Origin of the sequence: Nostoc sp. FACHB-280 (genome assembly GCF_014697615.1) — a bacterium.
Taxonomy (GTDB): Bacteria; Cyanobacteriota; Cyanobacteriia; order Cyanobacteriales; family Nostocaceae; genus Nostoc_B.
This window is the reverse complement of the sequence record NZ_JACJSD010000085.1, coordinates 1-14,060: the sequence shown is the minus strand read 5'-3', so window position 1 is coordinate 14,060 and position 14,060 is coordinate 1. Positions and strand designations below refer to the sequence as shown.

13 protein-coding genes and 1 pseudogene are annotated in these 14,060 nt (G+C 41.8%); 10 read left to right on the top strand and 4 right to left on the bottom strand.

Features of this window, described 5'->3' with window-relative positions:
- The first annotated feature begins 182 nt into the window (after positions 1-182).
- From hoxE to H6G75_RS31520, 7 genes are all read left to right on the top strand, one after another.
- Positions 183-695 (top strand): bidirectional hydrogenase complex protein HoxE, encoded by a 513-nt coding sequence (hoxE, locus tag H6G75_RS31550; RefSeq protein WP_190983816.1) that lies wholly within the window; start codon positions 183-185, stop codon positions 693-695.
- Positions 682-2,319 (top strand): NADH-quinone oxidoreductase subunit NuoF, encoded by a 1,638-nt coding sequence (gene nuoF / locus H6G75_RS31545; protein WP_190983815.1) that lies wholly within the window; start codon positions 682-684, stop codon positions 2,317-2,319. The genes hoxE and nuoF overlap by 14 nt, the downstream gene beginning before the upstream one ends.
- 152 nt (positions 2,320-2,471) lie before the next feature.
- Complete coding sequence (hoxU, locus tag H6G75_RS31540) at positions 2,472-3,188, top strand: bidirectional hydrogenase complex protein HoxU (protein ID WP_190983814.1); 717 nt, start codon at positions 2,472-2,474, stop codon at positions 3,186-3,188.
- Between the two features lie 33 nt (positions 3,189-3,221).
- A complete protein-coding gene (locus H6G75_RS31535; protein ID WP_190983813.1) occupies positions 3,222-3,743 on the top strand; it encodes a DUF3122 domain-containing protein in 522 nt (173 codons plus the stop codon).
- A gap of 214 nt (positions 3,744-3,957) precedes the next feature.
- A complete protein-coding gene (locus tag H6G75_RS31530) occupies positions 3,958-4,503 on the top strand; it encodes an oxidoreductase (protein WP_190983812.1) in 546 nt (181 codons plus the stop codon).
- Positions 4,504-4,567: 64 nt separating this feature from the next.
- Positions 4,568-5,161: a CBS domain-containing protein gene (locus tag H6G75_RS31525; RefSeq protein WP_190983811.1), complete on the top strand. Its 594-nt coding sequence runs from the start codon at positions 4,568-4,570 to the stop codon at positions 5,159-5,161.
- 125 nt (positions 5,162-5,286) lie between these two features.
- Positions 5,287-6,738, top strand: a complete 1,452-nt coding sequence (locus tag H6G75_RS31520) for a Ni/Fe hydrogenase subunit alpha (protein ID WP_190983810.1) — start codon at positions 5,287-5,289, stop codon at positions 6,736-6,738.
- A 107-nt stretch (positions 6,739-6,845) separates the two neighbouring features.
- Here the strand turns inward: H6G75_RS31520 and H6G75_RS31515 are convergent, their stop codons facing one another.
- From H6G75_RS31515 to H6G75_RS31505, 3 genes are all read right to left on the bottom strand, one after another.
- Positions 6,846-7,388, bottom strand: a complete 543-nt coding sequence (locus H6G75_RS31515) for a peroxiredoxin (RefSeq protein ID WP_190983809.1) — start codon at positions 7,386-7,388, stop codon at positions 6,846-6,848.
- Between the two features lie 145 nt (positions 7,389-7,533).
- Entirely contained in the window at positions 7,534-8,259 is a 726-nt protein-coding gene (locus H6G75_RS31510; RefSeq protein WP_190983808.1) for a hypothetical protein, read from the bottom strand.
- 68 nt (positions 8,260-8,327) lie between these two features.
- Positions 8,328-9,725 (bottom strand): amidohydrolase, encoded by a 1,398-nt coding sequence (locus H6G75_RS31505; RefSeq protein ID WP_190983807.1) that lies wholly within the window; start codon positions 9,723-9,725, stop codon positions 8,328-8,330.
- A gap of 83 nt (positions 9,726-9,808) precedes the next feature.
- Here H6G75_RS31505 and H6G75_RS31500 point away from each other — a divergent pair, with 83 nt between their 5' ends.
- Positions 9,809-10,603, top strand: coding sequence for a cysteine hydrolase family protein (locus H6G75_RS31500; RefSeq protein WP_190983806.1), 795 nt, complete (start codon positions 9,809-9,811; stop codon positions 10,601-10,603).
- 1 nt (position 10,604) lies between these two features.
- Complete coding sequence (locus H6G75_RS31495; RefSeq protein ID WP_190983805.1) at positions 10,605-11,060, top strand: cupin domain-containing protein; 456 nt, start codon at positions 10,605-10,607, stop codon at positions 11,058-11,060.
- A 494-nt stretch (positions 11,061-11,554) separates the two neighbouring features.
- Here the strand turns inward: H6G75_RS31495 and H6G75_RS31490 are convergent.
- Positions 11,555-12,749: pseudogene (locus tag H6G75_RS31490) on the bottom strand (transposase).
- 240 nt (positions 12,750-12,989) lie between these two features.
- On the opposite strand from H6G75_RS31490, the gene H6G75_RS31485 reads away from it, so the two are divergent.
- A complete protein-coding gene (locus H6G75_RS31485) occupies positions 12,990-13,844 on the top strand; it encodes a dienelactone hydrolase family protein (protein ID WP_190983804.1) in 855 nt (284 codons plus the stop codon).
- Positions 13,845-14,060: the final 216 nt, after the last annotated feature.

Below are 14,060 nucleotides of genomic sequence, written 5' to 3'. Positions count from 1 at the left end.
TCTCCAACATCTTCCTTTACCAATCGGTGGTTTTTTCCCTGAACCTTGGCCTACCCTGACTCCACAACTCCGTGTTTCTCAAATCACCCTCTCTACTGCCTGATTTTTAATTCCCTACCCTTGAAAGCCCTTGTCTCCCCCCTCTCCCTCCTCCTATAACTCACGATTCTCTAGCAGTAACAATGACAACCGCATCCCCCATAGTTTTGCCCCATCCCAGTGGTGATAAACGCCTGAAGATGCTAGACGCAACTATGAAGCGTCACCAGTATCAACAAGATGCCTTAATCGAAATTCTTCACAAAGCCCAAGAACTTTACGGTTACTTGGAAAATGACTTACTACTGTATATTGCTCATAAACTCAAACTGCCTCCCAGCCGAGTTTATGGGGTAGCGACTTTTTACCATTTATTTTCTTTAGCGCCCCAAGGAGTTCATAGTTGTGTTGTATGTACAGGGACAGCTTGTTACGTCAAAGGCGCTCAGGCAATTTTGGGAAGTGTAGAAAAAACAGCTCATATTCGGGCTGGTGAAACTACAACCAACAGTCAATTATCACTACTGACAGCAAGATGTTTAGGGGCTTGCGGGATTGCGCCGGCTGTGGTGTTTGATGGCACAGTCTTAGGCAATCAAACCCCGGAATCAGTTTGCGATCGCATCCAAGGATGGCTGGAAAATGGAACTCAATGAATTATTAGCAATTGCCAAACAAGAACGCTCTCAAGCTAAACCAGTACAAATTCGTTGCTGTACGGCTGCTGGCTGTTTATCTGGTAACGCCGCCAGCGTTAAACATGAACTGGAAGCAGGAATCAAAGCCGAAGGTTTAGAAAAAGATGTACAGGTTTCTGGTGTGGGCTGTATGCGTTTATGTTGCCAAGGGCCTTTAGTTCAAGTTGACACCCCAGCAGGTAGTAAACTTTACGAACAAGTCACCCCTCAAGACGCATTTGCAATTATTGAAGCCTTGGATGGCGGCAAAACTCATGTTTCCGAAATAGATTTATCCCAGCCATTCTTTAGTTATCAAAAGCCCATTGTTTTAGAAAATAGCGGCAAAATTGACCCAGAAAAAATTCAAGCTTATATTGCCGCCAAAGGTTATCAAGCTCTTTACCATGTGTTGCGCGAAATGACACCGGGTGAGGTCGTCGAGACAATTAGCCGCAGTGGTTTGCGCGGTAGGGGTGGAGCAGGTTATCCCACAGGAATTAAATGGGCGACTGTTGCTAAAGCCAAAAGCGGCCGCAAATTTGTTATTTGTAATGCTGATGAAGGTGATCCCGGCGCATTTATGGATCGGAGTGTCCTAGAGAGTGATCCCCATCGGGTATTGGAAGGAATGGCGATCGCGGCTTATGCTGTTGGAGCCAATCAAGGTTATATTTATGTCCGGGCAGAATATCCCGTAGCAATTCGTCGGCTGCAAACTGCCATCCATCAAGCCCAACGCCTTGGTTTATTGGGTAGCCAAATTTTTGAATCTCCCTTTGACTTTAAAATCGATATCCGCATTGGTGCTGGGGCTTATGTCTGCGGTGAAGAAACTGCCTTAATGGAGAGTATCGAAGGTAAACGCGGCCTACCTCATCCCCGCCCACCCTATCCGGCTGAATCGGGTTTATGGGGTCATCCCACCTTAATTAACAACGTCGAAACCTTTGCTAACATCGCACCAATTATTCGTAACGGTGCTGACTGGTTTGCGAATATTGGAACAGAAAAAAGCAAAGGGACAAAAGTTTTCGCCCTCGCAGGCAAAATCCGCAACACAGGTTTAATCGAGGTACCAATGGGAACCTCCTTACGACAAATTGTCGAAGAAATGGGAGGCGGTATTCCCGATGGTGGTACAGCTAAAGCAGTACAAACAGGTGGCCCTTCTGGGGGATGTATCCCTGCTTCCGCCTTTGATACACCTGTAGATTATGAATCCCTGACAAACCTCGGCTCAATGATGGGTTCCGGCGGCATGATTGTCATGGACGATAGTACCAACATGGTAGACGTTGCCCGCTTCTTCATGGAATTTTGCATGGATGAATCCTGCGGTAAGTGTATTCCTTGCCGCGTCGGCACTGTGCAGATGCACAAATTATTAACCAAACTCATGCAAGGCAAAGCAACTCAAGCTGATATGACGCTCCTCGAAGAACTGTGCGATATGGTCAAACACACCAGCCTGTGCGGTTTAGGACAATCTGCACCCAACCCCGTTTTGAGTACATTACGCTACTTCCGCGAGGAATACGTCGAGTTGATTGAAGAGTACTTGGAGTTGATTAAAGATGAGGAAGTAGGGGCGATGGTTTAGGGGTGTAAGGGTGTGAGGAATAGAGGTTAGTGACAAATATTACTAGTTTTCTAAATGTTAAACCTGAATTTTTAAACCCTAACCCTCAACCTCTAATCCCTAATCCCTAGTCCCTCACCTGTAACCTGTAACCTGTAACCTCTCACCTAATTATGACCGTAAAAACCTTAACAATTAATGGTCAACTGGTCAGCGCCGACGAAGAAGAAACGTTGCTAGATGCGGCGCAAGCAGCAGGAATCCATATTCCCACACTGTGCCATGTAGAAGGTGTGGGAGATGTCGGTGCTTGTCGGCTGTGTTTAGTTGAGATTGCCGGCAGTAGTAAATTACAACCTGCTTGCGTGACAAAAGTTAACGAAGGAATGGAGGTTTACACCAATAGCGATCGCCTGCAAAAATATCGTCGCACAATTGTTGAAATGCTGTTTGCTGAAGGCAATCACATTTGCTCTGTGTGCGTAGCAAATGGTAATTGCGAATTACAAGACTTAGCGATTGAAATGGGGATGGATCATGTACGTTTAGATTATCACTTCCCCAATCGCAAAGTAGATGTTTCCCACGATCGCTTCGGTATTGACCATAACCGATGTGTGTTGTGTACTCGTTGTGTCCGTGTTTGTGACGAAATTGAAGGCGCTCACACTTGGGATATGGCAGGCAGGGGTACAAACTCCCATGTCATTACTGACTTGAGCCAGCCCTGGGGAACATCTCAAACTTGTACCTCTTGTGGTAAATGTGTCAACGCTTGCCCCACAGGTGCGATTTTCTACCAAGGTTCCAGTGTTGGGGAAATGAAACATCATCGGGACAAACTTGATTTCTTAGTTACCGCAAGAGAAAAACAGCAATGGAATTTTTAGCCGTTGATTTTGAGTCGAAGCCAGGAGATATATATGAAACTCCGTCGCATCCGAAACATATTTTGGTGGTTGCTAGTAGTCAGTCTTTTGACAATATTTATATTCCTGGCTTTAGGAAGTCCCACATCACCAACTGCGATCGCATCTGTTACACATTTAGAACCAGCACCAGGCGAAATACTTTATCGCTCACAAACAAAATTAGATGATCAATCAGGACACGTCTGGCAAGTAGTTCTATTTAAGCAAATTTATCCTGGTCAAAATACCAGTGTAAATCTGCGGCTAGTAGGTTTTCCCAACTCAGCCGAGTTAATTCATCCCCAACCCCTGAAAATCACCACCGCATCCGGCAAAGTTTTCACGGCTGCTGATGTTTTCTTAGATGAAGCTCCAGCCCCAACTATCGGCCAGTACGACTTCCAAAATATCTTGCCCCAATTACCCAACGAACCCCTCCAACTCGCCATCCCTTTACCTGGACAGAAGTCGATCAATATTTCAGTCCCTTATCCTGTCGTCCTGGAATGGCAGGAAGTTATGAGGGATGAGTAGGGAGTAAGGAGTTGGGGACAAGGGGGACAAGGAGGACAAGGAGGACAAGGAGGACAAGGAGGACAAGGAGGACAAGGAGGACAAGGAAGTAATATTTCTCAACTTCGTCTCCCCCCTCACCCTTGTCTACCCCCTCACCCTCGTCTACCCCCTCACCCTTATCTCCCCCCTCACCCTTGTCTCCCCTCTCAACCTCGTCTATCCAAAATCAACTATGACTCGCTTACGACTAGCAACAGTATGGTTAGGCGGCTGTTCTGGCTGTCACATGTCCTTTCTCGATTTAGACGAATGGCTGATTGATTTAGCCGGACAAGTGGATATTGTTTACAGCCCATTCGCTGATATTAAAGAATATCCCCACGATGTAGATGTGGTTTTGGTTGAAGGTGCGATCGCCAATGAAGAACACTTAACCACAATCCGCACCGTTCGAGAACGTTCTAAACTCTTAATTTCCTTTGGTGATTGTGCTGTAACTGGCAATGTTACCGCCTTACGTAATCCATTAGGTAGTGCCGAACCAGTACTTCAGCGATGTTACGTCGAACTTGTGGATCTTCACCCCCAAATACCCCAAGAACCAGGCATAGTACCCCCACTATTAGATAAAGTCACCCCTGTACATTACATAGTCCCTGTTGATATCTATCTACCCGGTTGTCCACCCTCAGCAACACGCATTCGTGCCGCATTAGAACCCCTATTGCAAGGTGAAAAACCTAACCTCGCCGGACGCGAATTAATCAAATTTGGTTAAATTTCCCCCCTCATCCCCCTTGTCTCCCTTGTCCCCCTCACCCCAACTCTATAGGAGATTAATTATGCTAAAAGCCGCAGACATTATGACCAAAGATGTAGCCACCATTCGCAGCTCTGCCACAGTTGCAGAAGCAGTACAGTTGATGCGGGCTAGAGATTGGCGGGCGTTAATTGTTGACCGTCGCCACGAACAAGATGCTTACGGCATTATTAGCGAGAGCGATATTGTCTATAAAGTTATTGCTTATGGTAAAGACCCTCATAAAACGCGGGTATACGAGGTTATGACCAAGCCTTGCATAGCCATTAATCCCGACTTGGGTTTGGAATATGTCGCGCGGTTGTTTGCCCAACATCATCTGCACAGAGCGCCTGTTATCCAAGGTGAGCTAGTCGGGATAATTTCACTGACTGATATTTTGGCTTTAAGCGACTTTCTGGAACAACCCCGGTCAATTCTTTTAGAACAACAACTACAAGAAGAAATTAAAAAAGCTCGCGCCATCTGCATAGAAAAAGGTATCCACTCCGAAGAATGTGCTGCTGCTTGGGATGCAGTGGACGAAATGCAATCAGAAATAGCACATCAAACCGCCGAAACAATCAATGGAGCAGCTTTTGAGGATTACTCGGAAAGTATGAAGTATGAAGTGTGAAGTGGGGAGAGGAAGGAGACAAGGGGGACAAGGGAGACACGGAAGCAATTTTTCTACCTTGTCTCCCCCCTCTACCTTGTCTCCCCACACTCCCCACTCAGCACTCAGCACTCAGCAACAGACCAATGACTAAAAAAATCGTTATCGATCCCGTTACCCGTATTGAAGGACATGCCAAGATTAGTATTTTTTTGGATGATACTGGTCAGGTGAGTGATGCTCACTTTCATGTCACGGAATTTCGTGGGTTTGAAAAGTTTTGCGAAGGTCGGCCGTTGTGGGAAATGCCAGCAATTACCGCTAGGGTTTGTGGTATTTGTCCGGTGAGTCACTTGTTAGCTTCAGCGAAAGCAGGCGATCGCATTTTAGCTGTTACTATCCCACCCACAGCTGCTAAACTCCGAAAATTGATGAATTTAGGGCAAATTCTCCAATCCCATGCACTGAGTTTCTTTCATCTCAGCGCCCCTGATTTTTTATTGGGAATGGATAGTAATCCCCAAACCCGCAATGTCTTTGGTTTAATTGCAGCAGAACCAGAATTTGCCCGTGGTGGAATTCGTTTACGTCAGTTTGGTCAAGAAATTATTGAGTTACTGGGAGGACAAAAGATTCACCCAGCTTGGGCGGTTCCCGGTGGTGTGCGCGAACCACTCACATCAGAAAAACGCAGCCATATCCAAAATCGCATTCCCGAAGCCCGCACCACGATTTTAGATGCTTTGGCGAGATTTAAAAACTTGCTCGATGATTATGCCGCCGAAGCCCAAACCTTTGGGAATTTCCCTAGTTTGTTTATGGGGTTAGTCACTCCCAATGGCTTATGGGAAACTTACGATGGACATCTCCGCTTTGTGGATAGTGCAGGTAATATCATTGCCGATAAACTTGATCCCACGCGCTATCAAGAATTTATTGGGGAAGCAGTTCAACCAGACTCTTACTTAAAATCTCCCTACTATCGACCCTTGGGTTATCCTAACCAAAATGACCATTGTCGGATAGATAGTGGGATGTATCGGGTAGGCCCACTAGCACGACTAAATATTTGTAATCGAATTGGTACACCTTTAGCTGATCAAGAATTACAAGAATTCCGCGATCGCGGTCAAGGTACAGTCAAATCTTCTTTCTTTTATCACTATGCCCGTTTAATCGAAATCTTGGCTTGTATTGAACACATTGAAATTTTACTTAACGAACCAGACATTTTATCAACTCGACTACGTGCCGAAGCTGGTATTAACCAACTAGAAGGAGTTGGTGTCAGCGAAGCACCACGTGGCACATTATTTCATCATTATCGCGTTGATGAAAATGGGTTACTACAAAAAGTCAACTTAATCATTGCCACAGGACAAAATAACCTAGCAATGAATCGTACAGTAGCTCAAATTGCCCGACATTTCATTCAAGGTAATGATATTCCAGAAGGAATGCTCAACCGTGTCGAAGCCGGGATTCGCGCTTTTGACCCCTGTTTAAGTTGTTCAACTCACGCCGCCGGACAAATGCCTTTACAAGTTCAATTAATAGCAGCCGATGGGAATATTATCAATCAAGTTTGGCGGTATTAAACTGTGGGCGTTGCTGAATTAGGAGATGAAATCTCAGGTACTCAAATGTAAAACTCCTTGTTCTCTCTGCGCCTCTGCGCCTCTGCGTGAGATAATTTATCCTGCATTTATGCAGCACCAAACTGTGCTAATAATGTCTCCACACTCGCATTATGATCTAAAAAAGAAAACAAATGGCGATAAAGCAATTTACCATCTTTATCTAACACAAACTGCGCTGGTAAAGGCGCTCCCAAAGCTTGCCCAACTCGATATCTCCGAAATACTTGGCAACTGGGGTCACTTAACAAAGGCATTTTTAAGCCCAAATCTTGGACAACTATTTGACTCTGCTTTTCATCAGTACTTGTAATCATCAAAACTTCAATCCCAAGTTTTGTAAATTCCTCATATTTTTCATTCAAAGCTTTAATATGGGGATAACAAAACGGGCAGTATTGCTTTTCGGTAAAGATGCGAGTAAAAGCCAGTAATACTGGTTGCTTACCGCGATAATCTGATAATTTTACTAAATTACCGTTAGTAATATCCGGTAATTGAAAATCTGGTGTACCTATTTCCAAATTGAAGTAACTAGTTGCAGGTATCGGCAAAAAGTTACGGAAAAATCGCTCATTAAATAAGCCTGTAAAATCAGTTGAAGTTAGCATAACAAGCCTCACAATAATAATTTCGTGTTTTTGTTTGAAATATTGATAATGGATATATCCATTTTATCCTCCTATCATGATCCTATCCTGCTTCCCGATGTAGCACACAGATCAGATTCAAAAAATAGACAAGATATACTATTACCTATTCAACTTTTGGTATTTCCTGAGAATTAGTTGTTTCTTGCTGATTGCTAGAATTTAAAGTATTGCGGGTTGTTAAAAACTTTTTACCTAAATCTGTAACACAAAAATATTTAGTTAAATCGATTGGTTGTCTACCATAATCGCTTGCTTTCACCAAATCGCTAATATAACCAGAATTAGTCTGAATTAATTTTAAATCTCGCAAACGTCTTAATTCATCAGCTACTTTTTCTGAAACATAAAAGTTATAATTAGTATTTGCTTGTAAATGCTGCTCAAGTTGAGCAATCTTGTCGTAATCTTTGTCTCCTAATAAAAAGTTATACATAAAAGCTTGCATTTCTTCTAAGTTTTTTTGTTGCTTTTCTAATTGTTCTAGTTGTTGTGCTTGCAGTTCATCAATTTCTTTTTTCTGTTTATTAACTTCTTGCTTGAGTTCCCTAAACTTGGCTGTAATTCCACCTTCTTTAGAAATACCAAAATCCTCTAATCTATTCAGCAAATCAGAGTTGAAAAATAAAATAACGGCAATAACTAAAATATCAGGAAGTTCTATTTTTCTTGGTTGCTGTCCTTCTTTAAAAAAAATGGGGCTAATTAAGCTAAATATCAGATAGCCTAAAGCTAATAGTGAGACAATTTCAATCCACCAATTTCTGCGATTTTTATTCTGATCGTCCTGTGGTTTCTGCTTTGGTTGGTTTTGATTATTTTCTTGATTCATAAGTGATTGCTTTTAATTTAAAAAGATAGAAACACGGTTCAAGTTCCTTATACCGTGTTTTTGATGTTTTACAAACCCATTACAGTACGATAATGAGCTTCTATTTCCACTACAGTTGGCGACTGACGCTGAGTATTCCACTGGCTGCGTTGGAATAATTCTTGTCGCAATTCATCAACATTAATCGTCGTCGCTTGATGATTATCTACTATTTGTTTGCCATTAACCCATGCACTATCAACAGCATTTGTCGGTCTGCCTAAAACTAATAACCCGATGGGATCTGTGCGGGGGAGTAATGATAAACTAGTCAAATCATAAAGTACTAAATCAGCTTGTTTGCCAACAGTTAAAGAACCAATTTTATCTGCCATATTCAAGCCTTTAGCACCACCCAAAGCTGCCATTTCTGTTGCTTGTCGGGGTGTAATCCAATATTGATAATCTCGTTCTGTGGTATTGTGCAGAATTGAACCAATCTTGATAGCTTCTAATAAATCTTGGGAATCATTACTTGAAGCACCATCACAACCAAATGTGACATTTACTTGAGCTTGGCGATATTTTAAAATTGGCGCAATTCCACTACCTAAACGCAAATTACTTAAGGGATTATGCACAACTGTAGATTGAGTTTCGGCGAGAATCTCAATATCCAATTCGTTTAACCACACACAATGGGCGAGAGAAGTCCGATCGCCTAAATACCCCAGACGTTTAAGATGTTCAACAGCACTACAACCGTATTTTTCCTGGGCGAGTTTTTCTTGGGCTTTGGTTTCTAGTAAATGGGAGTGACGACATAAATTATAGCGATCGCTCAACTCAATACAACCAGTAAATAAAGCATCACTACACAACTGAATCCCCGTAGGCGCAACTAAAACACTTACACCTTCATCCGGGCGATGAAATTGTCTAACGGCTTCCTCCACAAGTGCTAAAGTTTCCGCCGTCGAGCGAAAATAAGGTTCGTGGTTACGTTCATTTTCCCCAGAAGGAATACCGGCGGTTAAAGATTCATCTTGAATTAACGGTGCAATAAAAGCCCGAATTCCAACTTCTCGGTAAGCGCGAACCGCCGCAGTGATAGTTTCTAACTCTTCGCCAGGAATTAACACCAAATGATCTACAACACTCGTACCCCCGGAAAGTAAAGTTTCTACCGCCGTTCCCAAGGCGCTGAGATAGACTTTTTCTGTGTCGAGGGGGGGGAAATCATACAACTGCGCCAACCATAATTCTAAAGGCAAAGGCGGAATAATCCCGCGTTGCCACATTTCCGAAGAATGGGTATGGGCGTTAACAAAACCGGGTAGTAGTAGCTTATGTTCGCCGTTAACTGCCGTCCCCACAACATCAAGATGAGGTGCGATCGCTATAATTTTACCATCTACAACCTGCACATCTGTGGTGGAGTACCCATCATCAGTAGAAATTAAGACATTTTTAATAGTAAAGTTCACGATTTAAACCTTGATTAAGTAATTGAACGCTCTACCTGTTTTCAAGTTACAAAATAGAAATAGGTGTTGGGTGTTGCAAATTTATGAATCAGCCTCTGCGGACTTTGGGAGTTGCGCCAAATGCTTGGATGGTAGATCATGCGATCGCAGATATTACCCGTTCTCCCAAAAACCCACAACCCGTTATCTTAACAACCGAAACTAAAACCCTGCGCCTTGACTTGGCAAAAGCCGCCATTCTTGTTATTGACATGCAAAACGACTTTTGTCATCCCGATGGCTGGTTAGCGCACATTGGCGTGGATGTGACTCCCGCACGTCAACCCATTGAACCGTTAAATAATTTACTGCCCAAACTGCGTCATGTTAACGTGCCGGTAATTTGGGTAAATTGGGGTAATCGTCCCGACTTACTCAATATCAGTGCGGCTTCGCGTCACGTCTACAATCCTACCGGTGATGGTGTGGGCTTAGGCGACCCCTTACCCAAAAACGGTGCTAGGGTATTAATGGCAGGTAGTTGGGCAGCAGCCGTAGTTGATGAACTACCACAGTTACCCGAAGATATCCGCATCGACAAATACCGCATGAGTGGCTTTTGGGACACACCCTTAGATAGTATTCTGCGGAATTTAGGAATTACTACAATATTTTTTGCTGGTGTGAATGCTGATCAATGTGTATTAACTACACTCTGTGACGCTAATTTTTTAGGATATGACTGCATTTTAGTTAAAGATTGTACCGCGACAACTTCACCCGATTATTGTTGGTTAGCAACTTTATACAACGTTAAACAATGCTTTGGTTTTGTCACCGATTCCCAAGCAATTTTCACCGCTTTAAGTCACCCCAAATTAACAGGAGAGGATGATTAAGATGCACTCTACTCGTTGCGTAATTCCTGTTATTAAATCTCCCAAAGATTATCAAGCATATCGCATCAGTCCTCATGATAGCAATCGATTAGCAATTATCTTTGATTCCAACAATGCCAATACTTCTTTAACTTGTTGCGTAGAAATCTTTGATGTGGGTGGACAAACACCACCTAATCGCCATCAATGGGCAGTGGAAATGTTTTTTATTCTCAAAGGTGAAGGAGTAGCTATTTGTGATGGTAAAAAAGTTGCCATTAAAGCCGGAGATAGTTTGTTAGTACCGCCCACAGGTACACACTTAATTAAAAATACAGGTTCTAGTCGCTTGTATACCTTAACAATTATGGTTCCAAATGAAGACTTTGCTGAATTAATTCGCAGTGGCACACCTGTAGAATTAGATGCAGAAGATATGGCAGTTTTTGGCAGGTTAGATACTTTCATGCCTTATTGAAGAATTCAAAAAATTTTAGTGGTGTGAACATCCTGCCCGCACGGGACGGGCTAGAAGCCCATCCTACAAGAAATCCATAATGTAACATTTAAGTATTAAAGGTATTAGAAAATTGTAGGGTGCGTTGAAGCAAAACGTAACGCACCTCAAAAATAGTGCTTAAGTGATACCAATTCACGCAATTACTGATACAAATTACTTTTTCTGAGCCTCTGCTGGCGTTGCGATCGCCGAGCAGAGTCGAGGCGCTCGTTGCATATCTGTATCATGTTTAAAGTGAAATGGTATGAGTAACTGTTCTGGCTACTGGAGTTTAGACTAGTTCGCGGTGCAAAACTAGAGACAGAATAAAACAAAAGTATTATTAAAGCTAGAAGAGAAAAGATAAAATGGAGAGCGATAATAGCAGCAAACAAAAAATTAGTGAAATTCAAATATCTTCGTAAAGAAAATGATATCGATGAAGTGGTGTTTGTAAAATAAAAAATCTCAATTTATTGAACAGTCTTAGTCTGCGAAATTAAACATCGACTGATAATAGTTAAATTATGAGCGATTATTTCCCAGCCCACCCAACGTTTTAATCCCATATCTCCTCTATACAAACAACGTTGGAATCCAAAGCATCTTTTCAAAAAACTAATACGTCCTTCTATACCGTTATGCCAATGACGACCCTTTCTGAAATTTCTCTTCCTTTCTTTTTGAATTCGTTGCTGACTTCTATAACTTCCTTTAGGCAATATAACTTGTTTTATGGTTAAGTTTGCCCCTACATATAATATCTGTATGCACTTCAAATATACTTACAATTTTCTCCGCAGCACTAACTTTTTCTTGAGCTAAAACTCTGCGGGATGCTTGTTCAACCACTTGTTCTATACGAGGGAGAAACATTTCCCATGTTTGCAGTATTTTATGTGATTTAACGCCATCCAATTTCACTAGAATTGATTTCACTTTTTCAGCTTGTTTAATTGCAGCCTTAGCTACTTCAATCAATTTCGTGTAAGCTTGTTTTCTTTTTTGCTTCCCAGATTCATTTCTGGTTTTTGACAGGCTATCAATTTGTCTAGATATTCTTCTTGCTGTCCGATAACGATTACGGAATATCCGCAGGTTAATATTTGGTAAATTTTCTAGAATAATTGACTTTGACTGAGATAAAATTCGACTAATAACCTTGACTCTATCCACTAATAAACTGTTATCCGAAGGGCAATGAATATTAGTTGCCACTACTGTACCATCTGTCCTCATCTTTTTCCCCTGAGTTATTTTTAACTGGGTGGCAATTTGAGCTAGTCTTTGATTGATCTGCGCCAACGTTTTTTCACTCAACGTATTTGCCCAACGGCTCAATGTGCTTTTATTTGGCAGAGGATTAAAATATACTCGACAAAACTGCCTCAAAATTAAACTTTCTCTGACATTTTTAATTGTGTTTTCGTAACTAAGTCCGCGTAAGTGTTTCAGGACTAGCATCCTTAATATCACTTCTACTGGAGTTGATTTTCTTCCTGTCTTGCTGGAGAGTGGATAACGCTTTGAAAAGTCTGTTGCCATTAACTCCAGGAGCTTTTCATCACAGAGCAGATGGTCAATCTGAGCCATTTGCTCATCCATTTCTCCACCCAGGTGTAAGATAATATTGAACTCCCGGTCAATGTGATATTTTTTCTGTAACACGTAGAGTTTACCTTACGATTGAGTATATTTTTCCCTAGCTCAATCACTGTAAGGCTTTTGGGTTTCGCACCGCGAACTAGTCTAAACTCCAGTGGGCAAGCTTGCCCACCTATATTTTAAAATTGACATCAAATTTATCATCTCAGGACTTACGCACAGTCCACAAAAATACGAACTACAGAGACACAGAGGTCACAGAGAAATGAGAGTTTTAGAGGTTTTTGCGTAAGTCTTATATCTGTGTTAGAAAACAACCATAGTATACAAATTAATATAAATTTAGCTGAAACAAACATGGTAAAAATAACAAACATCGAAATTAAAACTTCAAAAATCAAAATATCTAACGGTGAGTTACAAATTGATGCTTATTTAGCTGAACCAGTACAAGCAGGAGTCTTTGGCGCTGTTATAGTTTTTCCCGAAATTTTTGGAGTTAATGGTAATATTCGGGATATTACCGAACTCATCGCAACCCAAGGATATGTAGCAGTAGCACCTGCAATGTATCAAAGAATTGCTCCGGGTTTTGAGGTTGACTATAGCCCTAATGATATTGAATATAGCCCAGAAGCTTATCAGCTTGGTTTACAATACTATCAACAAGTAAAGTATCAAGAAATTTTCAGCGATATTCAAGCCGCGATCGCTTATCTTAAAACTTTACCCAATGTTAACGGAAACAAAATTGGTGCTATTGGTTTTTGCTTTGGTGGTCATGTTGCTTATATGGCTGCAACTTTACCCGATATCAAAGCTACGGCTTCATTTTATGGTGGTGGGATTACCACTTCTAGTTATGGCGAAGAAACTCCCACTATTAATCGCACCTCCTCAATTAAAGGTACTATTTATACATTTTTTGGTAACAGAGATACCCTTATTTCCCAAACAGAAAACGAGCAAATTGAGGCAGAACTAAAGAAACATCAAATCAATCATCGTGTATTTCGATACGATGCAGGACATGGATTTTTCCACGGATTCTTTAAAGATAAGTACCCATTAATCGAACAGCACCCCAGTTACAATCCCGAAGCGGCTCCTCATGCTTGGCAACGTGTTTTAGAACTATTTCAAAATCATTTAAACTGAGTTTTATGCTAGGCGATCGCATCCTTCAGCCTAGCAGAGTAAGCAAGCTTGCCCAGCAATCTTTTAAAAATTAGGACTTCCGTAAAATCCAGGACTTACGCATTGACAGAAAATTGATCCTATGCAGCCAAGTTCAAATTCTGTGTTAGGTGTTCTAAAATAAAGTCACGAGCTACTTGAAGAGATAAATTTCTTTGTACTTCATACCAGTTTTCA